Source organism: Acidovorax temperans, assembly GCF_006716905.1.
Lineage (GTDB): Bacteria > Pseudomonadota > Gammaproteobacteria > Burkholderiales > Burkholderiaceae_C > Acidovorax > Acidovorax temperans.
Map to the genome: position 1 here is coordinate 467,773 of NZ_VFPV01000004.1, position 21,653 is coordinate 489,425.

Here is a 21,653-nt window from a genome sequence, read left to right on the forward strand (position 1 = left end):
TGGCCTCGGCACAGCCCATCCGGGCTGCAGTCCAGACTCCCGCCCAAAAGAAGCTGTGCAGAGAGTCCCATCGTTACCGCACGGCAGCATTCCTAGGCGCTTCTATACACATGGCAAATATTCTGGTGGTCGACGATGAACTTGGCATTCGCGACCTGTTGTCTGAAATCCTGAACGACGAGGGCCACAGTGTGGACCTGGCGGAAAACGCCACGCAGGCCCGCGCGGCCCGCCTCGCCAACCAGTACGACCTGGTGCTGCTGGACATCTGGATGCCCGACACCGATGGCGTGTCCCTGCTCAAGGAGTGGGCCGCCGCCAGTGTGTTGACCATGCCTGTGATCATGATGAGTGGCCATGCCACCATCGACACAGCGGTGGAAGCCACGCGCATTGGCGCTTTCTCCTTCCTGGAAAAGCCCATCACCATGCAGAAGCTGCTCAAGGCGGTGGAGCAGGGGCTGGCACGCAACCACGCGCGCCCGGCCGCTCCTGCCGCGGCAGCCCCCGCCGTCATGCAGGCGTCGGTGGATCCGAACGTGACCACATTCGCTGCCATCACCGTGCCTGTGGGCGTGGATCCCGGCCCGCATGCACACCAGGGCTTTGATCTGGATCGTCCGTTGCGAGAAGCGCGTGATGGCTTTGAAAAGGCGTACTTCGAGTTTCATCTCGCGCGTGAAGGCGGCTCCATGACCCGTGTGGCCGAGAAAACAGGCCTGGAACGCACCCACCTGTACCGCAAGCTGCGCCAGCTCGGCGTGGACTTGGGGCGCGGCAAGCGCAATTAATTTTCAGAAATTCCGTTTTGCTGGAAATTCTCTGGTTATAATTTGAGGCTCAGGCCCGGTAGCTCAGTCGGTAGAGCAGAGGATTGAAAATCCTTGTGTCGGCGGTTCGATTCCGTCCCAGGCCACCAAATTAAAAAGCCCTTGATCTCTGGTCAGGGGCTTTTTGCATTGCGCCTTCGGCTGGTGCTTCGATCCAAGCCACCCTTCAAAGCGCTCGCAATCGTGGCGCTTGCCGCACACGTTTCCGTTTTCAAACTGCTTCAGGTCGGCGCAATTGGCGCGCTGGTCTGCATTCCCCCGCTTCAAGATGGCTCTCCTGCAAGACGTCACCCTCGGCATCGACTTCGGTACCTCCAACTCGGCCATGTCCGTGCGCCAGGGGCAAGGCGCAGCGCGCATGATTTCGCTCGAAGGCGATGCCCGCACCTTGCCCACCGCCCTGTTCTTCAACGCGGAAGAGCACCGCACGCACTTTGGGCGGGATGCGATTGCGCAGTACCTGGAAGGCACTGAAGGCCGGCTGATGCGTTCGCTCAAAAGCCTGCTGGGCAGCGCGCTGCTGCAGGACAAGACGGCGGTGCACCAGCAGTTGATCAGCTACCAGGACGTCATCAGCCTGTTCCTGCGCATGCTGGCCCAGAAGGCGCAGGCCGATCTTGGCGGTATGCCGGGGCGTGTGGTGATGGGCCGCCCGGTGCATTTTGTGGATGATGACCCCGTGCGCGATCAGCAGGCCGAAGATGCGCTGCGCCAGGCCGCTGTGGATGCAGGCTTTGAAAACATCTCCTTCCAGCCCGAGCCGATTGCGGCGGCGCTGGACTACGAGCAGCGCATCGACCACGAGGCGGTGGTGCTGGTGGTGGACATTGGCGGGGGCACCTCGGACTTCACGGTGGTGCGCCTGGGCCCGGGCCGCATGGGGCGCGCTGACCGCCTGGCCGATGTGCTGGCCACCACCGGCGTGCACGTGGGTGGTACGGACTTTGACCGCCGCCTGAGCCTGGAGCTGCTGATGCCGCTGCTGGGTTTTCGGCACCTGGGGCCGAGCGGGCGGGAGGTGCCGAGCCGGGTGTTTTTTGACTTGTCCACCTGGCATCTGATCCAGTGGCTTTACTCACCCAAGGCGCTGCGCGACGCCCAGGCTTTGCGCACTGACTACGCCGACCAGCGATTGCATACGCGTCTGATGACGGTGCTGAACGAGCGCTTGGGTCACAAGCTGGCCAACGCCATGGAGCAGGCCAAGATCGCCGCATCGGTGAGCCATGCGGATGCGCCCATCCCGCTGGACTGGATCGAACCCGCGCTGGCGTCCTGCGTGACGCCCGAGGGGCTGGAGCAGCACCTGGACGGCCCGCTGGCGCAGGTTGTGGCTTGTGCTCAGCAGTGCCTGCAGCGGGCAGGTCTGCAGGCGGCAGACCTGCATGCGATTTATCTCACCGGGGGCTCGTCGGCTTTACGGCCTTTGCGCGACGCGTTGCGCAAAGCGTTTCCCGACACCGCCCAGGTGGAGGGAGACTTGTTCGGGGGCGTGGCCATGGGGTTGGCTGTGGCCCCTTGATTTGCTATCAAAAGAGAAGCTGCTTGCGCTTTCTGGATAAGTGTTAGAACCGCTTTTTGCTTAAAACCTCATCGGCCATTGAGCTGACCGGCGCGCGCCTGCCGATGGGGCTCTGCCCGTGCGCCTGTCTCCCTCAAGCGTTGTGGTCGCCTTCGCCATCGGCGTTGCGCTTCCATTCCAGCGCGGTGTCGTACAGGGCGTTGCGCGATGCACCGGTCACTTCGGCCGCCAGCCGCACAGCGGTTTTCAGGGGCAGTTCTTTGAGCAGCAGGCGCAGCACGCGCAGGCTTTCGCCATTGCCATCGCTGGCCACCACCACCGGGTGCAGCAGCACCACAAATTCTCCCCGTGCGCGTTGCGCCCCTCCTTCCAGCCAGGCCGTCAAAGCGTGGGCGGGCTGGGTGGTGATTTCTTCAAACTGCTTGGTCAGTTCGCGGGCCAGGGTCACAGGCCGTTCGCCCAGCGGGGCCAGCGCCTGCGCCAGCTCCTGGATGCGGTGCGGGGCTTCCAGCAGCACCACGCAGCGCGGCTCGCCCGCCAGCACCTGCACTGCAGCGGCGCGTTCGGCTTGCTTGACGGGCAGGAACCCTGCAAACACAAAACCCCCCTGTTCGGCGCTGTGGGCCACGGCCCCCGCCGCGCTCAAGGCCGTGGTGATGCTGCTGGCTCCTGGCAGCGGCACCGGGCGCAGCCCTGCCTCGCGCACGGCCTGGACCAGCCGGGCGCCGGGGTCGCTCACGCCGGGCGTGCCTGCGTCGCTCACATACGCCACACGTTGCCCTTGCTGCAGCCGCTGCACCACCTGCTGGGCGGCTTCTGCCTCGTTGTGCTGGTGCACGGCCAGCAACTGGTGCGTGCTTTTATCGATGCCGTAGGCCCGCAGCAGCGCCTGGGTGTGGCGCGTGTCCTCGCAGGCCACCGTGTCTGCGAGTTGCAGTACGTGCAGCGCGCGCAGGGTGATGTCGGCCAGGTTGCCAATGGGCGTGGCGACGACGTACAGGGCGCCCTGCGGATAATGCTGCGCGGCGGCCGCATCGCGTGCGGCGGCCAGTGCTGTTGCGAAAGATGCGCTCAATGAAATTCCTTGGAAAAAGGCCCGCCCCCACGGGCGCTGTGGCAAACGCCACCACCCGCCAGCGCGGCAATGCTGCCGAAGACCAGGCGCTGGCGTATCTGCAGGCGCAAGGCTTGCAGTTGCTGGAGCGCAATTATCGAACGCCAGGGCGCGGAGGGGGCGAGATCGACCTCATCCTGCGCGAACGTGGCGGTACGGTGGTGTTTGTGGAAGTGCGCAGCCGCAGCAGCAATGCCTTTGGCGGTGCCGGTTCCAGCATCGGTGCAATCAAGCAGCAGCGGGTGGTGTTTGCCGCGCGCCACTACCTGCTGCGCTACGCGTCGCCTCCGCCATGCCGCTTCGATGCGGTCCTGATCGAGGGACAGGTGCAGTGGATCAAGGCGGCCTTTGATGCGCAGTAATCCCGCATGGCAGATGCTGTGGCGCGCACCGCGCATCTCTGCGCTGGCTCCCGGCTCTGGGGCTTGCTGCGAGGCAACCCTTTGCTACAAAAGCGATAACAAGCGGCGGGTATCATCGGGCCCTCATGCTTGAGCAACGCATCCAACAACACTTCATCGACAGCGCCGATCTGAAATACCAAGCGGCGCAGGTCTTGAGCCAACCCATCGCCGCCGCCGTCCATGCCATCCTGGCCTGTGTGACCAGCGGTGGCAAAGTGCTGGCGTGCGGCAACGGCCCCTCTGCCGCCGAAGCGCAGCAGTTTGCTGCGTTTTGTGTGGCGGGGTTTGAACGCGACCGGCCCGAGCTTGCGGCCATGGCGCTGACGGCAGACAGCACGCTGTTGACGGCTTCGGCCAGTGGGCTGGACATGTCTTCCCAGCAGTTTGCCCGGCAGGTGCGGGCCCTGGGCCAGGCGGGCGATGTGCTGCTAGCGCTGTCGGTGTCGGGCAACGACGCCAACTTGCTGGCGGCCACAGAAGCCGCCCATGAGCGCGACATGACCGTGATCGTGTTGTCGGGCCGCACCGGAGGCCGTTTGGCAGCCGTGTTGCGCGAGACAGATGTGTTGATCAACGTACCCCACGACCGCGCTGCGCGCGTGCGCGAGGTGCATGCCCTGGTGCTGCATTGCATCAGCGATGGCGTGGACGCCCAATTACTTGGTGACCAGGAGATTTCTTGATGAAGCAGACCTTGAACCGCACCCTTTGTTCTTTGCTGGCCGCCGCTGCGCTGGCTGCCGGCCTGTCGGCCTGTGCCCCCCTGGTGGTGGGCGGCGCCGTGGTGGGCACCATGATGGCGGTGGACCGCCGTACCACCGGCACGCAGGTGGAAGACGAGGGCATCGAGCTGCGCTCGGCCAACCGCCTGAGTGAGCTGCTGGGCGACCGTGGTCACGTCAACGTGACCAGCTTCAACCGCCAGGTGCTGCTGACCGGTGAAGTGCCCAGTGCTCAAGACCGCCAACGGGTCGAGCAAGTGGTGCTGGGGGTTGAGAACGTCCGCTCGGTGGTGAATGATTTGGCGGTGATGCCGCCCACCAGCCTGGGGCAGCGTTCCAACGATACTTTCATCACCGGCAAGGTGCGCGCCAGCCTGGTGGACGCCAAAGACCTGTCTGCCAGCGCCTTCAAGGTGGTGACTGAGCGCAACGTCGTCTATCTGATGGGGCGTGTGACCCCGCGCGAGGCGCAGCGTGCGACCGAGATTGCCCGCGGCGTGAGCGGTGTGAGCAAGGTGGTGCGCGTGTTTGAAATGCTGACCGAAGAAGAACTGCGCAACATCACTCCAGCCCCAGTGGTGCAAGACGCACCCCCTGCGTCGACTCCCCGCAACTGATCGCTTGAGAGACGCGTTCACTGGCCTCTGAGGGCGGCGAACGTGATTTCATCTTTGGGAGAGGCACACATCCTCCGTGATGGTGTGCCTGCAGGCTCCGCACGGAGGGAAGTTCAGCGCGGGCCTTCCTTAGGGCTGATCTTTACTTGAGCCGCTTGATCAGGCTGGACGTGTCCCAGCGGTTGCCGCCCATTTTCTGAACGTCGGCGTAAAACTGGTCCACCAGCGCAGTCACAGGCAGACGCGAGCCGTTGCGCTTGGCTTCATCCAGCACCAGCCCCAGGTCCTTGCGCATCCAGTCCACGGCAAAGCCGAAATCGAACTTGTCGTCCACCATGGTCTTGCCACGGTTGTCCATCTGCCAGCTCTGGGCGGCACCTTTGCCAATCACATCCAGCACCTGCTTCATGTCGAGCCCGGCGTTCTGCCCGAACGCAATGGCTTCGGAAAGCCCTTGCACCAGGCCTGCAATGCAGATCTGGTTGACCATCTTGGCGAGCTGACCGGCGCCGCTGGACCCCAGCAAGGTGAAGGCGCGCGAAAACGCCATGCCGACAGGTTGCGCTGCGGCAAATGCGTCGGTATCACCTCCGCACATCACCGTCAGCATGCCGTTTTGTGCACCGGCCTGGCCGCCCGAGACGGGGGCATCGACAAACTGCAAGCCCTGCGTCTTCGCGGCGGCATACAGCTCGCGCGCCACCTCGGCCGAGGCAGTGGTGTGGTCCACAAAGATGGCACCGGGCTTCATGCCTGCAAATGCGCCGTCAGTGCCCAGCGTGACCGAGCGCAGGTCGTCGTCGTTGCCGACGCAGCAAAAAACGATATCGGCGCCGGTGGCTGCTTCTCGCGGCGTAGCCGCACTGCGCGGCGCCGGGGAGGCGGCAAATTCCTCGCACCATGCCACGGCCTTGGCGGCAGTCCGGTTGTACACGGTCACTTCATGGCCGGCCAGGGCCAGGTGCCCAGCCATGGGGTAACCCATCACCCCGAGGCCTAGGAAAGCGACTTTGCGGCTGGCAATGGATTCGTAAGAGCGTGGGTTGGTGCTGGGCATGGTGTGGCTCGGGAGGTCAAAGAAAAAGCGCCTGCCTTGCGAACGGATTCCAAGGGCAGGCGCCGGGGTGGGAGTGTGGCGCGCCGCAGCGCAGGGGCTCAGACGATGGCGAAATGCTCGGTGCCCGAGGCCAGATCAGGCGACCTGGCGCGCTGGCTGTTGAGCTTGATCTGCAATCGCAGGTCGTTCAGCGAATCGGCATTGCGCAGTGCGTCTTCGTAACTGATCACATTGGCTTCGTACAAGTCAAAGAGCGACTGGTCAAACGTCTGCATGCCCAGGTTGCGGCTCTTCTTCATAATTTCTTTGATTTCCGAGACTTCACCCTTGAAGATGAGGTCGGAAATCAGGGGCGTGTTGATCATGATCTCCACGGCCGCCGCACGGCCTTTGCCGTCCTGCTTTGCCACCAGGCGTTGCGACACCATGGCGCGCAGGTTCAATGACAGGTCCATCAGCAGCTGAGCGCGGCGCTCTTCAGGAAAGAAGTTGATGATCCGGTCCAGTGCCTGGTTGGCACTGTTGGCGTGCAGCGTGGCCATGCACAAGTGCCCGGTTTCCGAGAACGCGATGGCGTGCTCCATGGTTTCGCGGTCGCGGATTTCGCCCATCAGGATCACGTCCGGGGCTTGGCGCAGGGTGTTCTTGAGCGCTGCCTCCCAAGTGTCGGTGTCCAGCCCCACTTCGCGCTGCGTAACCACGCAGTTCTTGTGCGGGTGCACAAATTCGACAGGGTCTTCCACGGTGATGATGTGGCCGAACGAGTTTTCGTTGCGCCAATCCACCATCGCTGCCAGCGTGGTGGACTTGCCCGAGCCTGTGGCACCCACGATGATGCACAAGCCGCGCTTGGTCATGGTGATCTCCTTGAGCACCTGGGGCACGCCCAGACCGTCAATGGTGGGCAGCGCCAATGGAATGGTACGCAGCACCATGCCCACTCGGCCTTGCTGCACGAACGCATTGACCCGAAAACGGCCGATGCCTGCAGGCGAAATGGCGAAATTGCATTCCTTGGTGCGCTCGAAATCGGCCACCTGCTTGTCGCTCATGATGGCGCGGGCCAAGGTCAGCGTATGCGTGGGTGTCAATGGCTGCGGGGATACCTTGGTCACCTTGCCATCGACCTTGATGGCTGGCGGGAACTCCGCAGTGATGAACAAGTCGCTGCCGTTGCGGCTCACCATCAACTTGAGCAGGTCATTGATGAATTTACTGGCCTGATCGCGTTCCATCCGAAATCCTCTCTGGCGTCATTGTCACCCGCTGGCGCGGATGTGATTTCTGCTTCTTACGTGCCGTTATTTTTGGTAGTCGCTCAGGCGGGCACTGACCACACGCAAGCGCAGCGACAGTTTACGCGCCAGCAGGGCAATCAGACTGGCTGCCAGTTGGGGATCCTGGGACATCATTTCGTCCATGGCTTCAGCGCTGAGCACCGCAATTTCGCAGTCGGTCAATGTGGTGCAGGCCGAAAAGCGGATGCCGCTGTCCAGCAGGGACATTTCCCCGAGGATGTCCCCCGGGCGGGTTTCTGCCAGGCGCAGCTGCTCACCCCAAGGCTGAACGCGGTCCACCGCAATGGTGCCCGTCAGCAACACCACCATGAAATTGCCATATTCGTCTTGGCGAATCAGGTCGCGGTTCGATGGCACCGACGCAAACTCAAAGAAGCGCTCCATGCGCTCCACGGCGTCCTTGTCCAGGTGCGCCATGTATTTGTCTTTGGCCCACAAGCCTTGCAGCAGCTTGCCCCCCCGGCTGGCGGACAGCCTTTTTGCGCCCACTTCTACTGCACGGGCTTCCCAGGGCACCAGCATGGAATCGTCCACGCCCTGGCCAGCGAACGCGGTGGAGAAGAGCATGGAGTCCGTGCTCTCATCCTTGGGTTTGTTCACCAAGGTTTTAGAACGCAGAAGGCCAAGAATGCCTTTCATAAGTTGCTCCGGTCTGCGGCAGTTTGTGCCGCCAAGTGTGTTCGGGTGGGCTGGCGTGGGTGCCCATCAGCCTGGGAAGTTTTCTGGGATCTTGGCTTTGCTGCGCGCTTCAGCGGGGCTGATGATGTTGCGGCGCACCAGGTCTGTGAGGTTCTGGTCCAGCGTCTGCATGCCCACGCTGTTGCTGGTCTGGATGGTCGAATACATCTGCGCCACCTTGGCCTCGCGGATCAGATTGCGGATGGCGCTGGTGCCCAGCATGATTTCGTGCGCAGCCACACGGCCAGAGCCGTCCTTGGTTTTGCACAGGGTTTGGGAGATCACGGCCTGCAGCGATTCCGACAGCATCGCGCGCACCATTTCCTTTTCTTCAGCCGGGAACACGTCAATGATCCGGTCGATGGTCTTGGCCGCGCTGGAGGTGTGCAGCGTGCCGAACACCAAGTGGCCGGTTTCGGCAGCCGTCATGGCCAGGCGAATGGTTTCCAGGTCGCGCATTTCGCCCACCAGAATCGCGTCCGGGTCTTCACGCAGCGCAGACTTCAGCGCTGCCGCAAACGACAGCGTCATCGGCCCCACTTCGCGCTGGTTGATCAGGCACTTTTTGGATTCGTGCACGAACTCGATCGGGTCTTCCACCGTGAGGATGTGGCCGTACTCGGTTTCGTTCAGGTAGTTGACCATGGCGGCCAGCGTGGTGGATTTGCCCGAGCCCGTGGGGCCGGTCACCAAGACCAGACCACGGGGCTTGAGGGCCAGGTCGCCGAAGATCTTGGGCGCGTTGAGCTGCTCCAGCGTCAGGATCTTGCTGGGAATGGTCCGGAACACGGCAGCCGAGCCGCGGTTCTGGTTGAACGCGTTGACGCGGAAACGGGCCAGGCCTTCGATTTCAAACGAGAAGTCAACCTCGAGAAATTCCTCGTACTGCTTGCGCTGAGCGTCGTTCATGATGTCGTACACCATCGCGTGCACGGTCTTGTGGTCCAGTGCTTCCACGTTGATGCGTCGCACGTCGCCGTGGACTCGAATCATGGGTGGCAATCCCGCCGACAAGTGCAAGTCGGAGGCCTTGTTCTTGACGCTGAACGCCAGCAATTGGGTGATGTCCACGGGGCTCCCTCTATCGTTTGGTACGCTTGGCGGCCATTATGACCACGATTGCCAACAACCTCCAACAAGTGAACGACCGCATTTCCCAGGCGTGCCAGGCCGCTGGGCGGGCGCGCGAAGAGGTGTCTTTGCTGGCCGTTTCCAAGACATTTGGGGCCGCCGTAGTGGCCGAAGCCGCAGCTGCCGGCCAGCGGGCGTTTGGAGAGAACTACATTCAGGAAGGCGTGGACAAGATCCTGGCGCTGCGTGAGATGGTGCCGTATGCGTTGCAGTGGCACTGCATTGGCCCCATTCAGAGCAACAAGACGCGCCTGGTGGCCGAGCACTTCGACTGGGTGCACACGGTGGATCGTCTCAAAATCGCCCAGCGCTTGTCAGACCAGCGGCCCGCGCATCTGCCGCCGCTGAACGTTTGCATCCAGGTCAATGTGGATGGCGGCGACAACAAAGCCGGTGTGCCCCCCGAAGAAGCTTTGGAGTTGGCCCTGGCCGTGGCAAAACTGTCACGGTTGCAGCTGCGCGGGGTGATGAGCATTCCCGAGCCTTATCCCGAATTCGCCGCGCAAAAGACAGTGCATGAAGCAGCGCATGCGCTGTTCGAGAGAATCCGGGCGGCTCTCGCGGCACATGCAGATGTGCACAGCGCTCCATGGGACACCCTGTCGATGGGCATGACCGCCGACCTGGATGCCGCCATCCAGGCGGGCAGCACCATGGTGCGTGTGGGCACGGGCGTCTTCGGTGCGCGCACCTACCCGGCTGCTTGAAAGAGACCCCGGCCGGTCAGCCCGGCAGCGTAAAGCGCGCCACGCAGTCGAGCGCAGCCTGTACGTCGGCAGCGTTCACATCCAGATGCGTGACCCAGCGCAGACGCGACTGGCCGCCGTACAAACTGCTGGTCACCCGGATCTGGTGCTGCGCCAGCCAGGCAGTGAATGCCGGTGCCACATCGGCCTGCACATCAGTGAACAGGATGTTGGTTTGCCAGGGGTGTACGGTGATGCGCCCGCGCAGAACCGGGTGGTTTTCACCCACGGCACGCAGGCCTGACGCCAGCGTGTGCAAATTGGCGTGGTCTTCTGCCAGACGCCTGACGTGGTGCTGCAGCGCGTAGTGGCCCGCCGCTGCCAGCACGCCAGCCTGGCGCATGCCGCCCCCCAAAATCTTGCGCGTGCGGCGTGCCTGGCGAATAAAGGCCGCGCTGCCCAGCACCAGTGAGCCCACGGGGGCGCCCAGGCCCTTGCTCAGGCATACCGATACCGAATCAAAGTGGCTGCACAGCTCGCGCGCTTCCTGGTACACATCGGTGCCGCGGCGTGCTGCGTTGGCCGTGGCTGCATTGAACAGGCGCGCGCCATCCAGGTGCAGTGCCAGCCCGCGCTGGCGCGCCAGTTGGGCCACCTCGGCCACGTACTCGGGCGGTAGCACCTGGCCACCGGTGGTGTTCTCCAGCACCACGAGGCGGGTGCGCGCAAAGTGCGGGTCGTCGGGCTTGATGGCGGCGGCGATGTCGGCCAGGCGCAGTGTGCCGTCGGGCTGGGTTTCGACCGGCTGCGGCTGGATCGAGCCCAGCACCGCCATGCCGCCCGCTTCCCAGCGGTAGGTGTGCCAGCTCTGCCCCACGATGGCCTCGTCACCCCGCTGGCAGTGGCCCCACAGGGCGATCAGGTTGGTCTGCGTGCCGGACGGGGCGAAGAGCGCTGCTTCAAAGCCCAGCAGCTCGGCCGCGTGCTCCTGCAGGGCATTCACCGAGGGGTCGTCGGCAAACACATCGTCGCCCAGCGGGGCCTTGAACATGGCCTCGCGCATGGCGGGCGTGGGCTGGGTGACGGTGTCGCTGCGAAAGTCGGGCATGGCGGTCCTGCGGATAAAAAGGGCATCGTAACGCCCTGCGTACATCAGGGCTGGCGCAGGTCTTTTGCATTGACTGCGTGCTAAGCTGATCCGTCTAGCCCGCCCCGTGCCGGGGTGGCGTTCCTGTTGATGGAGAGGTTTACATGCCCGGCCTTTTGCCCGATATCGACCCCGATGGCCTGCTCGAATTCTCGGTGGTCTACACCGACCGTGCGCTCAACCACATGTCCAAGCGCTTCACCGGCGTCATGCAGGACATCCTGGCCACGCTCAAGGAGGTGTACCACGCCCATACCGCCGTGCTGGTGCCCGGCAGCGGCACGTTCGGCATGGAGGCCGTGGCGCGCCAGTTTGCCAACCAGCAAAAAGTGCTGATCGTGCGCAACGGCTGGTTCAGCTACCGCTGGAGCCAGATTTTTGATGCCGACAAAGGCCTGGGCGGCGGGGCCGTGGTTTGCAAGGCGCGCCGTCAGGGCGATGGCGCGCAGGCCCCCTGGGCGCCGTGCCCCGCCGAGGAGGTGGCTGCCACCATCCGCGCTGAAAAGCCCAAGGTGGTGTTCGCCCCGCATGTGGAAACCTCCAGCGGCATCATCCTGAGCGACGACTACATCCGCACCGTGAGTGCTGCCGCACACGAAGTGGGCGCGCTGTTCGTGCTGGATTGCATTGCTTCGGGCGCGATGTGGGTGGACATGCAGGCCTCGGGGGTGGACGTTTTGATCTCCGCCCCGCAAAAGGGCTGGAGCAGTAGTCCCTGCTGCGCGATGGTGATGCTGAGCGAACGCGCCCGGCAAGCCATTGAAGGCACACAAAGCTCCAGCTTCGCGTGCGATCTGAAAAAGTGGATGCAGATTGCCGAGGGCTATGAAAAAGGCCAGCACGCGTACCACACCACCATGCCCACCGACGCACTGGTTCGCCTGCGCGACGTGATGGCGGAAACGCGGGCGTACGGCTTTGAAAAAGTGCGGCAGGAACAGATGGACCTGGGCGCCAAGGTGCGTGCCCTGCTGGAGTCGCGCGGCTTTCCCAGCGTGGCGGCAGACGGCTTCAAGGCGCCCGGCGTGGTCGTGAGCTACACCAGCGACCCCGCCATCCAGAGCGGCAAGAAATTCCTCGAGGTGGGGCTCCAGACGGCTTCCGGCGTACCCCTGCAGTGCGACGAGGGGCCAGACTTCAAGACCTTCCGCATCGGCTTGTTTGGTCTGGAGAAATGGCACAACGTGGACCGCACCGTGGGGCACCTGAGTGCCGCGCTCGACAAGGTCGCAGCCGCTTGATGCTTGGAATGGGCTGGATGGAGTTGCAGCCTCCGCATGCCAGATAGCGACCGCGTTGAGCACCCCGCTGGGGCTGTGGAGACCCCGGCGCATGTAGCCCTGCGCCGTGCCAAGCGCCAGGCGCTGGCGCTGCTGCTGGTGGTCACGGCCGTTTTTGTGGCTACCAGCCTGGTCGAGCGCGGCCTGCTGCTCAACTGCATCAAGGCCATGGCCGAGGCTGCCATGGTGGGTGCTCTGGCCGACTGGTTTGCCGTGGTGGCCCTGTTTCGCCGGCCGCTGGGGCTGCCCATACCGCACACGGCGGTGATTGCCCGCAACCAGGAGCGCATCGGGCGCAACCTGGGCTCCTTTGTGCGCGACAAGTTCCTCGACGTGCCCTCGCTGGTGGCACTGATCCGCAGGCACGACCCGGCTGAGCGCCTCTCGCAGTGGTTGCTGGCCCCCGGCAACGCGGCCTTGCTGGGCCAGCAGGCGGTGCGCCTGGCGTCTGCCGCGCTGGAGACAGTGCAGGATGCGCAGGTGGAGCGCTTCGTCCAAAAGGCGGTGCGCACCCTCATTGGGCAACTGGATCTGTCGCGCGCCCTGGCGGCGGTGCTGGGTACCCTCACGCACAACGGGCGCCACCAGGCGCTGCTGGAAGAAGTGCTGCACAAGCTCGTCGAGTGGCTGCAGAACCCCGAAACGCGTGAATGGGTGGCGCAGACCATCGTGGCCTGGCTCAAGAAAGACCACCCCCGCACTGAAAAGCTGCTGCCCACCGACTGGCTGGGCGACAAAGGCTCTGCCATGCTGGCCCGGGCGCTGGAGACTCTGATGTCCGAGGTCGCCGCCAACCCCCAGCACACGCTGCGGGCCCAGTTTGACGGCGCGCTGCAGCGCTTTGTCGAACGCCTGCGCCACGACCCCGAGTGGCTGCGCAAAGGCGAAGAAATCCGCACCTACCTGCAAACCGACCCGACCGTGGGCGAGTACGCGAAGACGCTGTGGGTGGACCTGCGCGCCGCATTGCAGCGCGATCTGGCCGACGCTGATTCCGTGCTGGCGCGGCAGGTGGTGAAGTTGGGTGTGTGGCTGGGCGAATCGTTGGCGGCCGACCCGGCACTGCGCCAGTCCTTCAACACGCGAATGGAAGGCTGGGTGCAAGGACTGGCGCCGGACGTGTCGCAGTTTGTGGCGCAGCACATCCAGGACACGGTGCAGCGCTGGGATGCCGAGCAGATGTCTGCCTTGATTGAGTTGAACATTGGCAAGGACTTGCAGTACATCCGCATCAACGGCACCGTGGTGGGCGGGCTGATTGGCTTGGTGCTGTTCGGTCTGTCTCATGCCCGCGAGATTGCGCGGGCCGTGGCCGGTGGCTGAGTGGCTGTAACGTGGCTGCTATTAAAAATATAGCTGCCAGCGCTTGTTGAATAAGCGCTGGAGCCACTTTTTATCACTTAAAAAAGCCGAAACACCAGCGGCATCAACACGGCCGCCAGCACCACCTGCAGGCCCAGTGCCAGCCCGGCATAGGCTCCGGCATCGGCATTCACCTGCATGGCGTGGGCGGCGCCAATGCCGTGGGAGGCTGTGCCCAGCGCGAAGCCACGCAGAGCCATGCCCTCAGGGTCGGTGGGCAGGCGCATCAGGCCAAACAGCCAGCGGCCCGACAAGGCACCCACCATGCCGGTCAGCGCAGCGAATACCGCCGCCAGCGCGGGCACGCCGCCAATCTGCGCGGCCACGCCCATCGCCACCGGGGCCGTGACGGATTTGGGGGCCAGGGACATCAGCACATCCCCAGGCAGACCCAGTGCCCAGCCCAGCCCCACGGCACTGGCTGCCGCTGCGGTGCCCCCTGCCAGAGAGGCCAGCACCAGCCGCCCCCAGCGTGCGCGCAGGGCGGCCCGGCGCTGCCACAGCGGCCAGCCCAAGGCCACGACGGCGGGGCCCAGCAAGAAGTGGATGAACTGCGCGCCCGCAAAGTAGGTGGGGTACGCCGTGCCGGTGGCCAGCAACACCCCCGCCAGCACCGCCACCGAGAGCATCACCGGGTTGGCCCATGGGGCATGCCCGGCACGCAGTGACACCGCCTGTGCCAGCACATACACAGCCAGCGTCGCCGTCAACCCGAACAGAGGGGCCGACGACAGGTAGACCCAGAGTTCAACGAAGTTCTGCATGCTCATTCACCTTGGGCTTCCAAAGCCGCAGTACCCCTGCCGTGACGGCCATGCCCACCCAGGTGGATAGCACGATCACCGCCACCAGCTGCAGGCCGTGCGCACTCAGCAGGGCCAGATGCGTCATCACCCCCACGCCCACGGGCACGAACAGCAGCGACAGATGGCTCAGCAAAAAACCGGCCGCCGGTGCCACAGCCGCCTGCACGGGAGACCACCGCAACGCCAGCAGCAAAAGCACCATGCCCACCACCGGGCCTGGCACGGGCAATTTCAGGAAGTGGGAAAGTGCCTCGCCTCCCGATTGCATGAGCAACAGGAACGCCAGGCCTTGCAAGGGTCGCATGGGCAAGCGTCAGAACCGGGGCAGGTCCGGGTGCTTGATCTGCCCGCCGCGCACCAGCATCTTTCCGTACTCGGCGCACCGGTTCAGCGTGGGAATCACCTTGCCGGGGTTGAGCAGACCGGCCGGGTCAAACGCATGCTTGAGCCCGAACATCTGCGCGTTTTCCTCGGTGGTGAACTGCACGCACATGCTGCTGAGCTTTTCCACGCCCACGCCATGCTCGCCCGTCACGGTGCCGCCCATGGCCACGCTGGTCTCCAGAATGTCGGCACCAAACAGCTCGCAGCGGCGCAGCTGGTCCGGGTCGTTCGCATCGAACAGGATCAGCGGGTGCAGGTTGCCGTCGCCCGCGTGGAACACGTTGGCGCAGCGCAGCTGGTACTTTTTCTCCATCTCGGCAATGGCCAGCAGGATGTCGGCCAGGCGCTTGCGCGGGATGGTCGAGTCCATGCACATGTAGTCGGGGCTGATGCGGCCGCTGGCGGGGAAGGCGTTTTTGCGGCCGCTCCAAAAGCGCAGGCGTTCGGCCTCGTCCTGGCTCACGCTGATGGCTGTGGCGCCCGCCGCGCGCAGCACCTCGCTCATGCGGCCAATTTCCTCTTCCACCTCTTCGGGTGTGCCGTCGCTTTCGCACAGCAGGATGGCTTCGGCACTCAGGTCATAGCCTGCGTGCACAAAGTCTTCCACGGCGGCGGTCATGGGCTTGTCCATCATCTCGAGCCCGGCGGGGATGATGCCCGCCGCAATCACGGCAGCCACGGCGTCGCCCGCTTTGCGCACATCGTCAAAGCTGGCCATGATGCAGCGCGCCAGCTGGGGCTTGGGCACGAGCTTGACGGTGACTTCAGTGGTCACGGCCAGCATGCCCTCGCTGCCGATCACGGCGGCCAGCAGGTCGTAGCCGGGGGTGTCCAGCGCCTCGCTGCCAAATTCCACGGGCTCGCCTTCCACCGTGAAGCCCTTTACCTTGAGCACGTTGTGCACCGTGAGCCCGTATTTCAGGCAGTGCACGCCGCCCGAGTTCTCGGCCACGTTGCCGCCGATGGTGCAGGCGATCTGGCTGCTGGGGTCCGGCGCGTAATAAAGGTTGTACGGTGCCGCCGCCTCGCTGATGGCCAGGTTGCGCACGCCGCACTGCACCACGGCCGTGCGGCTTTCGGGGTTCACTTCCAGAATGCGGTTGAACTTGGCCAGCGACAGCGTCACGCCCATGGCGTGGGGCATGGCCCCGCCCGAGAGGCCCGTGCCCGCTCCGCGGGCCACCACGGGCACCTGCAACTGGTGGCAAGTGCGCAGCACGGCCTGCACTTCGTCGTACGTTTCGGGCAGGCACACCACCAGCGGGCGCTGGCGGTAGGCGGTCAGGCCGTCACATTCGTAGGGGGTGGTGTCTTCAGCGTTCCAGAGCAGGGCGTGGGCGGGCACCACGGCAGACAGGGCCTGCACCACACGGGATTGCAGCGCCTGGCGCTCGGCAGGGGAGGGGTGGGGTGTTTCGGTGATCACCTGCGCACTGTAACGCGGTGTACCGCTGCTTGGGAGGGGTCCCGTTTTGAAGTTTTGTCACGCGCTGTGTGACAAAAGCGCTCGGAAGGTCTTTAGAGCGGCTAACAAAACTCTTCTGGCGTCGTTGCCGCGTCTTGTCGTACTACGCGTACTGCCTGCGACGCGGCGCCTAGCCAGAACCGCTTCGCTGAGTTTTGTTAGCCGCTCTTATAGCGTGGCCTTGAGCCACTGCGCAAAGGCAGAACACTCCCAGCGCTCCATCGCACCGGTGCGCCAGCACAGGTAGTGGGCGTGGGGGCTGGGCGCTTCGATGGGGAACAGGCGCACCAGCGTGCCGTGGTCCAGCCAGGGCGCACCCAGCTTCAGGCGCACCAGGGCCACACCCATGCCTGCGGCTGCGGCGTCGCACATCAGGCCAATGTCGTTGAACTGCGAGCCCTCGCTAGGCTCCGCCCAGTCCAGTCCGCTGACCGAAAACCAGGTGCGCCAAGGCTCCAGCGGGCTGCGCAGCAGGGGCAGGCCCTCCAGGTCTTCCGGGCGCTCGAAAGGGCCGTGTTCGCGCACAAACGCGGGCGATGCCAGCGGCGTGACCACGTCGCGCGCCAGCTCGATGTGTTCCACATCGGCGTAGTGGCCGGGGCCAAAGCGCACCATCAGGTCGGCGTCTTCCGCCACCACGTCCAGCAGCGGGATGGACACCTGTAGCGCCAGGTCGATTTCGGGGTACGCCTCGGTGAACTGGCGCAGCCGGGGGATGAGGATGGTGCGGGCAAACGTGGGTGTGACGGCCAGCTTCAGCCGCCTGCGCCCTGGCGCCGAGGCCGCGCCCGGAAAGCGCTGCAGCGCGCCCAGTCCCTCGCGCACATGGGCCAGGTAGGCGCTGCCTTCGGTGGTGAGCGAAAAATCTGCCCGGCCAAACAGCCGCACGCCCAGAATCTGCTCCAGCTGCTTGACCCGGTGGCTCACCGCGCTGGGCGTCACGCACAGCTCGTCCGCCGTCAGCGTCACGCTGCGCAGGCGGGCCAGTGCCTCAAAGGTAAGCAGGCACTGGATCGGCGGGATGCGCCGGGCGTTGCCTGCCTGGAAGGCCAGGGCGCTGCTGCTCACCGGGGGCTGGGCCATGCGGTGGGATGTTGCGCCGCTGCTTAGCGGAAGACCACGGTCTTGTGGCCGTTGAGCAGCACGCGGTGTTCGCTGTGCCACTTCACGGCGCGGGCCAGCACCTGGCTTTCGGTGTCTCGGCCCCGGGCCGTCAGGTCTTCCACCGTGTCGGTGTGGTCTGCGCGGGCCACGTCCTGCTCGATGATCGGGCCTTCGTCCAGGTCCGCCGTCACATAGTGGGCCGTGGCGCCGATGAGCTTCACGCCCCGGTCGTGCGCCTGGTAGTAGGGCTTGGCGCCCTTGAAACTGGGCAGGAAGCTGTGGTGGATGTTGATGGCGCGGCCTGCCAGCTTGCGGCACAGGTCGTCGCTCAAGACCTGCATGTAGCGGGCCAGCACCACCAGTTCGGCGCCTTCGGCCTCGATGATCTCGAACTGCTTGGCCTCGGCCTGGGCCTTGGTGGCTGCCGTGACCGGGATGTGGTGGAACGGCACGTTGTAGCTGGCGGCCAGCTGATAAAAATCGCGGTGGTTGCTGATGATGGCGCGGATGTCCACCGGCAGCAGGCCGGATTTCCAGCGGAACAGCAAGTCGTTGAGGCAGTGGCCTTCCTTGCTGACCATCAGCACCGTCTTCATCGGCTCGGCCGTGGTGTGCAGGCTCCAGCGCATCTGGTGGGGCTCGGCAAAGGTGGCCAGGCGGGCCTTCAGGGTGGCGTGGTCGTGCTGGTCGCAGGCAAACTGCACACGCATGAAGAACAGGCCTGTGGCGTTGTCGTTGTACTGGGCTGCTTCTTCAATATTGCCGCCGTGTTCCATCAGGAACCCGGACACGGCGTGCACCAGTCCCAGTCGGTCGGGGCAGGACAGGGTAAGGATGTAGGCTTGGGTCATAGGCGCCCGATTGTCGCAGCACCGGCGCCAGTTTGCTGCGCAAGGCATATGGCGGGCGCTCGCCAATGGCGCCCTTTTGCGCTGCGTCACTGCAATTGCTGGCGCAGTGTCTCGCAGTGGTCGGGCCCTTCGCGCCAGGGGGAAGCCCACACCAGGTCGGCATCGGCCGGAACGGTGCGCTCAACCGCCTGGGCCATCGCGTCGTCCGCCGGGGCGGGTGTTCCATCACTGGGTGGCGGCGCCTTGTGCTGCATGGCGATCACGATGCGCGCAGTGAGGTCTTTGGGGAGGTGCACTGGCACCCCCGCTGTGCGCAGCACATGGCCGGCGCCGGTGATCAGCACCGTCGTCTGGCCATATTGCCGCTGGGCCTCTACCAGGACCTGGGCCATGCTCTTGTCGCGGGCAATCTGGATGCGCGCCATGGCGGGCACCTGGGTTTCCGCCAGCAGTCGGCAGTGCCCCTGGCGAATGGCCTCGCGCTGGCGCTCCAGGGCCGGGGGGGTCAAGACCAGGTCCAAGGTGTCATCGCGCATCGCACTGCGGTTTTGTGTGCGGGGCAGGTTGCCCCCCAGCACCGGCACGCCAGCCCGCACGGCTTCCATGATGGCCGGGGCATAGGCGGCCCAGGGCCAGGCCGCGTCGTTCCAGCGCAAAGCGTTCTGCACCTGGGCGGGCGTGGCATCCACCGGCAGGGCTGCAGTGCTGGTGCCACGTTCTGCCATCTCCAGCACCACGGCCCCCAACTGGTTGCGGATGGCCAGCCACTGCACGGCAGCGTGTTGCATGCGCTGGTGCTCAGGGTCGTCGTGCTGCTCGCCCAGCAGCAGCACCTCGGCGGGCAACACGGTGCGCAGCACCAGGGGCCATTGCTCCCCCTCGGCCACCGGAGGGCGCTGGGCGCAACCTGTCAGGGCCAGGACCATCAGCAGGGCCAGCGCGGTGCGGCGCGTTGAAAGAGGGGGAAGAGGCAAACGGAAGGACATGGAGCGCATGCGCAAATGCTAAGCGGTTGCTTTGGTGGATGTGCGGGTGTATGGTCTTGATCCTGGTCAAGACTCACTGGGCAGCCCATGCCTACACTGCGCCGATGCGAAATTCCCCATCCCTCACAACCAAGCTGCTGGCGATGGGCGCAGGCTTCCTGCTCGTGGCCCTCAGCTCTATTGGACTGACCCTGTGGGTGACCTGGAAGCTGGAAGGCGGTGCCGCGGCCGTGAACGAGGCGGGGCGGCTTCGCATGAACATGCTGCGCATGGTGATGGTGCTGCAGACCGAGCCCGTGCAGGCCGTGCAGCAGCATGCCAAAGAATTTGACGCCAGCCTGGAGCTGCTGCGCACGGGCGACCCATCCCGCCCCCTGTTTGTGCCCTGGAGCGATGAGACCCGCCCCCGCTTCGACGCCATCCGACTCAACTGGGCCCAGCTGCAGCAACAGTGGACGCAGGAGCCGCGCCCCAGCCGGGACCAGGCCCTGGCGCAGGCCGACCACTTCGTCAGTGAGGTGGACCGCTTTGTGGAAACCATTGAGGTCCAGATTGCGGGCTGGACGGCCGCGCTGCACCTGTTTCAGCTGTGCATGATGGCCCTGGCCATTGCGGCGGCGGTGACCTTCATGGCCGTGAGCTATCTGCTGGTGATCAACCCCGTGGCCCGGCTGCAAGGCGCGCAGGCGCGTCTGCGCCAGGGTGATCTTTCTACCCGCTTGCCGGTGGACACCGATGACGAATTCGGCCAGCTGTCTGCTGGCTTCAACCTGATGGCGCATGCGCTGCAGGCGTCGCACGAGGGGCTGGAGCAGAAGGTGCAAGAAAAAACGGCCAGCATTGCCGTGCAGAACCAGCGGCTGGAAGCCCTGTACGCCGTGAGCGGCCTGGCGTCGGATGCGGCCAGCCTGACGGAGCTTGCCAATGCGTTTGTGCGCCATGCCCGAAAAGTGGCCGGGGCCGATGCGGTGGCCATGCGCTGGTCAGACGAAGCCAACGAACGCTATGTGTTGCTGGCCAATGACGGCCTGCCCCGGGCCATGGCGGAAGAAGAGCATTGCCTGCACACGGGCTCTTGCCATTGCGGACAGCCCCAGGAAAAGGCGCGCACCCGCGTCATCCCCATCACCCCCACATCCATGGTGGCGCTGCCCCATTGCCGCGAAGCCGGGTTTGAGACCATGGTGACCATTCCCGTGCAAATGCAGCAGCGCGTGCTGGGCGAGGTGGATCTGTTCTTCCGCTTCCCGGTGGTGTTGAACGATGATCTGCGGGAGTTGCTCGAAGCCATGACGCGCCACCTGGCCAGCGCCATGGAGGGCTTGCGTGCCACGGCGCTGGAGCGGGAAGCCGCCGTGGCGCAAGAGCGCAGCATGATCGCGCGTGAGCTGCACGACTCCATCGCCCAGTCGCTCGCCTTCCTCAAGATCCAGACCCAGCTGCTGCGCGATGCCGTGGCCAAGGGCGACACCGCCAAGCGTGACCGCAGCATCGACGAACTGGATGTAGGCGTGCGCGAGTGCTACAGCGATGTGCGCGAGTTGCTGGTGCACTTTCGCACCCGCACCAGCGAGGAGGACATCGAGGCTGCGCTGCGCGCCACGCTGTCGAAGTTTGAGCACCAGACCGGCATGGCCACGTCGCTGTCCATGGCCGGCCACGGCGTGCCCCTGCCGTCCGATGTGCAGATCCAGGTGCTGCACATGGTGCAGGAAGCCTTGTCGAATGTCCGCAAGCACGCCAAGGCGACGCGGGTGGAGCTGCGGGTGGAACGCCATCCGCGCTGGCGCTTTGAAGTCCAGGATGATGGCATGGGCTTTGAGGTAGAGCAGGTTCCGCCCGATTCCTTGCACGTAGGCCTGGGTATCATGCGCGAGCGCGCCCAGCGCATTGGCGCGGTGGTGCAGGTGCAGTCGCACCGCGGGCAGGGCACACGCGTGTGCATCGAGCTGCCCAGCAGCCCCAGGCCACCCGCACCAGCCAATGCTGCCGCAAGCCCGGCCCAGGCCGCGCCTGTGGCTGCCGCGCCCATCGCCCCCCATTCGCCCGCCCCCCTTCAGGAGCTATTGACGTGACCCAGCCCGCTGCCGCCGCCCCCGTGACCTTGCTGGTGGTGGACGATCACACCTTGTTCCGGCGTGGCCTGATCGCCCTGCTGGGGCAGGATGCCGGCCTGCAGGTGGTGGGTGAGGCAGGCGACGCCGCCGAG

Annotated in this window: 21 protein-coding genes, 1 tRNA gene and 1 pseudogene; 11 read left to right on the top strand and 12 right to left on the bottom strand. The window is 64.9% G+C overall.

The window, feature by feature from the left end; genetic code table 11:
* The first annotated feature begins 110 nt into the window (after positions 1–110).
* From BDD18_RS20795 to BDD18_RS20805, 3 genes are all read left to right on the top strand, one after another.
* A complete protein-coding gene (locus BDD18_RS20795) occupies positions 111–791 on the top strand; it encodes a response regulator (protein ID WP_142085642.1) in 681 nt (226 codons plus the stop codon).
* Between the two features lie 52 nt (positions 792–843).
* A tRNA-Phe gene (locus tag BDD18_RS20800) sits at positions 844–919 on the top strand.
* 179 nt (positions 920–1,098) lie between these two features.
* The gene (locus tag BDD18_RS20805; RefSeq protein ID WP_066699603.1) at positions 1,099–2,352 is read left to right on the top strand and encodes an Hsp70 family protein; all 1,254 of its coding nucleotides are present in this window, start codon (positions 1,099–1,101) and stop codon (positions 2,350–2,352) included.
* 133 nt (positions 2,353–2,485) lie between these two features.
* Here BDD18_RS20805 and rsmI read toward each other — a convergent pair whose 3' ends face one another.
* Positions 2,486–3,427, bottom strand: a complete 942-nt coding sequence (gene rsmI, locus BDD18_RS20810) for a 16S rRNA (cytidine(1402)-2'-O)-methyltransferase (RefSeq protein ID WP_142085644.1) — start codon at positions 3,425–3,427, stop codon at positions 2,486–2,488.
* Here rsmI and BDD18_RS20815 point away from each other — a divergent pair.
* From BDD18_RS20815 to BDD18_RS20825, 3 genes are all read left to right on the top strand, one after another.
* On the top strand, positions 3,427–3,828 hold the full coding sequence (locus BDD18_RS20815; protein ID WP_044397342.1) for a YraN family protein: 402 nt from the start codon (positions 3,427–3,429) through the stop codon (positions 3,826–3,828). The two genes, rsmI and BDD18_RS20815, sit on opposite strands and share 1 nt — an antisense overlap.
* Positions 3,829–3,953: 125 nt before the next feature.
* A complete protein-coding gene (locus tag BDD18_RS20820; RefSeq protein ID WP_142085645.1) occupies positions 3,954–4,553 on the top strand; it encodes an SIS domain-containing protein in 600 nt (199 codons plus the stop codon).
* Positions 4,553–5,209: a BON domain-containing protein gene (locus BDD18_RS20825; RefSeq protein ID WP_044397338.1), complete on the top strand. Its 657-nt coding sequence runs from the start codon at positions 4,553–4,555 to the stop codon at positions 5,207–5,209. The genes BDD18_RS20820 and BDD18_RS20825 overlap by 1 nt, the downstream gene beginning before the upstream one ends.
* 142 nt (positions 5,210–5,351) lie before the next feature.
* On the opposite strand, the gene BDD18_RS20830 is transcribed toward BDD18_RS20825, so the two are convergent.
* From BDD18_RS20830 to BDD18_RS20845, 4 genes are all read right to left on the bottom strand, one after another.
* Complete coding sequence (locus BDD18_RS20830) at positions 5,352–6,266, bottom strand: NAD(P)-dependent oxidoreductase (protein WP_142085647.1); 915 nt, start codon at positions 6,264–6,266, stop codon at positions 5,352–5,354.
* A 98-nt stretch (positions 6,267–6,364) separates the two neighbouring features.
* Positions 6,365–7,501: a PilT/PilU family type 4a pilus ATPase gene (locus tag BDD18_RS20835; RefSeq protein WP_142085649.1), complete on the bottom strand. Its 1,137-nt coding sequence runs from the start codon at positions 7,499–7,501 to the stop codon at positions 6,365–6,367.
* Positions 7,502–7,567: 66 nt separating this feature from the next.
* On the bottom strand, positions 7,568–8,203 hold the full coding sequence (locus BDD18_RS20840) for a cyclic nucleotide-binding domain-containing protein (RefSeq protein ID WP_044397333.1): 636 nt from the start codon (positions 8,201–8,203) through the stop codon (positions 7,568–7,570).
* A gap of 66 nt (positions 8,204–8,269) precedes the next feature.
* Positions 8,270–9,313, bottom strand: a complete 1,044-nt coding sequence (locus BDD18_RS20845; RefSeq protein ID WP_044397331.1) for a type IV pilus twitching motility protein PilT — start codon at positions 9,311–9,313, stop codon at positions 8,270–8,272.
* Between the two features lie 38 nt (positions 9,314–9,351).
* On the opposite strand from BDD18_RS20845, the gene BDD18_RS20850 reads away from it, so the two are divergent.
* Positions 9,352–10,080: a YggS family pyridoxal phosphate-dependent enzyme gene (locus tag BDD18_RS20850; protein ID WP_066697706.1), complete on the top strand. Its 729-nt coding sequence runs from the start codon at positions 9,352–9,354 to the stop codon at positions 10,078–10,080.
* A 16-nt stretch (positions 10,081–10,096) separates the two neighbouring features.
* Here the strand turns inward: BDD18_RS20850 and ltaE are convergent, their stop codons facing one another.
* A complete protein-coding gene (gene ltaE, locus BDD18_RS20855; protein WP_142085651.1) occupies positions 10,097–11,167 on the bottom strand; it encodes a low-specificity L-threonine aldolase in 1,071 nt (356 codons plus the stop codon).
* A 143-nt stretch (positions 11,168–11,310) separates the two neighbouring features.
* On the opposite strand from ltaE, the gene BDD18_RS20860 reads away from it, so the two are divergent.
* Together BDD18_RS20860 and BDD18_RS20865 are read left to right on the top strand one after the other, a co-directional pair.
* A complete protein-coding gene (locus BDD18_RS20860; protein WP_142085653.1) occupies positions 11,311–12,447 on the top strand; it encodes an aminotransferase class V-fold PLP-dependent enzyme in 1,137 nt (378 codons plus the stop codon).
* A gap of 36 nt (positions 12,448–12,483) precedes the next feature.
* Positions 12,484–13,809 (top strand): DUF445 domain-containing protein, encoded by a 1,326-nt coding sequence (locus BDD18_RS20865; RefSeq protein ID WP_142085655.1) that lies wholly within the window; start codon positions 12,484–12,486, stop codon positions 13,807–13,809.
* 77 nt (positions 13,810–13,886) lie between these two features.
* Here BDD18_RS20865 and BDD18_RS20870 read toward each other — a convergent pair whose 3' ends face one another.
* The 6 genes from BDD18_RS20870 to BDD18_RS20895 form a co-directional block, all read right to left on the bottom strand.
* Positions 13,887–14,612: an LrgB family protein gene (locus tag BDD18_RS20870; RefSeq protein WP_142085657.1), complete on the bottom strand. Its 726-nt coding sequence runs from the start codon at positions 14,610–14,612 to the stop codon at positions 13,887–13,889.
* Positions 14,596–14,958 carry a CidA/LrgA family protein gene (locus tag BDD18_RS20875; RefSeq protein WP_142085659.1) on the bottom strand — a complete coding sequence of 121 codons (363 nt, stop codon included), beginning with the start codon at positions 14,956–14,958 and terminating at the stop codon, positions 14,596–14,598. The genes BDD18_RS20870 and BDD18_RS20875 overlap by 17 nt, the downstream gene beginning before the upstream one ends.
* Positions 14,959–14,967: 9 nt before the next feature.
* Positions 14,968–16,464, bottom strand: coding sequence for an FAD-linked oxidase C-terminal domain-containing protein (locus BDD18_RS20880; protein WP_370541303.1), 1,497 nt, complete (start codon positions 16,462–16,464; stop codon positions 14,968–14,970).
* Between the two features lie 207 nt (positions 16,465–16,671).
* Positions 16,672–17,586 carry a LysR substrate-binding domain-containing protein gene (locus BDD18_RS20885; protein ID WP_067512390.1) on the bottom strand — a complete coding sequence of 305 codons (915 nt, stop codon included), beginning with the start codon at positions 17,584–17,586 and terminating at the stop codon, positions 16,672–16,674.
* A gap of 23 nt (positions 17,587–17,609) precedes the next feature.
* Positions 17,610–18,458 (bottom strand): formyltetrahydrofolate deformylase, encoded by an 849-nt coding sequence (gene purU, locus BDD18_RS20890; protein WP_044397315.1) that lies wholly within the window; start codon positions 18,456–18,458, stop codon positions 17,610–17,612.
* A gap of 86 nt (positions 18,459–18,544) precedes the next feature.
* On the bottom strand, positions 18,545–19,444 hold the full coding sequence (locus BDD18_RS20895; RefSeq protein WP_244939175.1) for a ChaN family lipoprotein: 900 nt from the start codon (positions 19,442–19,444) through the stop codon (positions 18,545–18,547).
* Positions 19,445–19,548: 104 nt separating this feature from the next.
* Here BDD18_RS20895 and BDD18_RS20900 point away from each other — a divergent pair, with 104 nt between their 5' ends.
* Together BDD18_RS20900 and BDD18_RS22650 are read left to right on the top strand one after the other, a co-directional pair.
* Positions 19,549–21,519 (top strand): type IV pili methyl-accepting chemotaxis transducer N-terminal domain-containing protein, encoded by a 1,971-nt coding sequence (locus BDD18_RS20900; protein WP_142085724.1) that lies wholly within the window; start codon positions 19,549–19,551, stop codon positions 21,517–21,519.
* Positions 21,516–21,653 (top strand): annotated as a pseudogene (locus tag BDD18_RS22650) (DNA-binding response regulator); the annotation flags it as partial. The gene BDD18_RS20900 and the pseudogene BDD18_RS22650, both read left to right, overlap by 4 nt.

What these genes read in the sequence shown, in the direction of transcription:
- BDD18_RS20875 (WP_142085659.1), bottom strand. Translation starts at nt 14,958, where the DNA reads ATGCGACCCTTGCAAGGCCTGGCGTTCCTGTTGCTCATGCAATCGGGA.
- BDD18_RS20885 (WP_067512390.1), bottom strand. Translation starts at nt 17,586, where the DNA reads ATGGCCCAGCCCCCGGTGAGCAGCAGCGCCCTGGCCTTCCAGGCAGGC.
- purU (WP_044397315.1), bottom strand. Translation starts at nt 18,458, where the DNA reads ATGACCCAAGCCTACATCCTTACCCTGTCCTGCCCCGACCGACTGGGA.
- BDD18_RS20900 (WP_142085724.1), top strand. Translation starts at nt 19,549, where the DNA reads ATGCGAAATTCCCCATCCCTCACAACCAAGCTGCTGGCGATGGGCGCA.
- BDD18_RS20870 (WP_142085657.1), bottom strand. Translation starts at nt 14,612, where the DNA reads ATGCAGAACTTCGTTGAACTCTGGGTCTACCTGTCGTCGGCCCCTCTG.
- BDD18_RS20840 (WP_044397333.1), bottom strand. Translation starts at nt 8,203, where the DNA reads ATGAAAGGCATTCTTGGCCTTCTGCGTTCTAAAACCTTGGTGAACAAA.
- BDD18_RS20795 (WP_142085642.1), top strand. Translation starts at nt 111, where the DNA reads ATGGCAAATATTCTGGTGGTCGACGATGAACTTGGCATTCGCGACCTG.
- BDD18_RS20860 (WP_142085653.1), top strand. Translation starts at nt 11,311, where the DNA reads ATGCCCGGCCTTTTGCCCGATATCGACCCCGATGGCCTGCTCGAATTC.
- BDD18_RS20820 (WP_142085645.1), top strand. Translation starts at nt 3,954, where the DNA reads ATGCTTGAGCAACGCATCCAACAACACTTCATCGACAGCGCCGATCTG.
- BDD18_RS20830 (WP_142085647.1), bottom strand. Translation starts at nt 6,266, where the DNA reads ATGCCCAGCACCAACCCACGCTCTTACGAATCCATTGCCAGCCGCAAA.
- BDD18_RS20865 (WP_142085655.1), top strand. Translation starts at nt 12,484, where the DNA reads ATGCCAGATAGCGACCGCGTTGAGCACCCCGCTGGGGCTGTGGAGACC.
- ltaE (WP_142085651.1), bottom strand. Translation starts at nt 11,167, where the DNA reads ATGCCCGACTTTCGCAGCGACACCGTCACCCAGCCCACGCCCGCCATG.
- BDD18_RS20805 (WP_066699603.1), top strand. Translation starts at nt 1,099, where the DNA reads ATGGCTCTCCTGCAAGACGTCACCCTCGGCATCGACTTCGGTACCTCC.
- BDD18_RS20815 (WP_044397342.1), top strand. Translation starts at nt 3,427, where the DNA reads ATGAAATTCCTTGGAAAAAGGCCCGCCCCCACGGGCGCTGTGGCAAAC.
- BDD18_RS20835 (WP_142085649.1), bottom strand. Translation starts at nt 7,501, where the DNA reads ATGGAACGCGATCAGGCCAGTAAATTCATCAATGACCTGCTCAAGTTG.
- BDD18_RS20850 (WP_066697706.1), top strand. Translation starts at nt 9,352, where the DNA reads ATGACCACGATTGCCAACAACCTCCAACAAGTGAACGACCGCATTTCC.
- BDD18_RS20825 (WP_044397338.1), top strand. Translation starts at nt 4,553, where the DNA reads ATGAAGCAGACCTTGAACCGCACCCTTTGTTCTTTGCTGGCCGCCGCT.
- BDD18_RS20895 (WP_244939175.1), bottom strand. Translation starts at nt 19,444, where the DNA reads ATGTCCTTCCGTTTGCCTCTTCCCCCTCTTTCAACGCGCCGCACCGCG.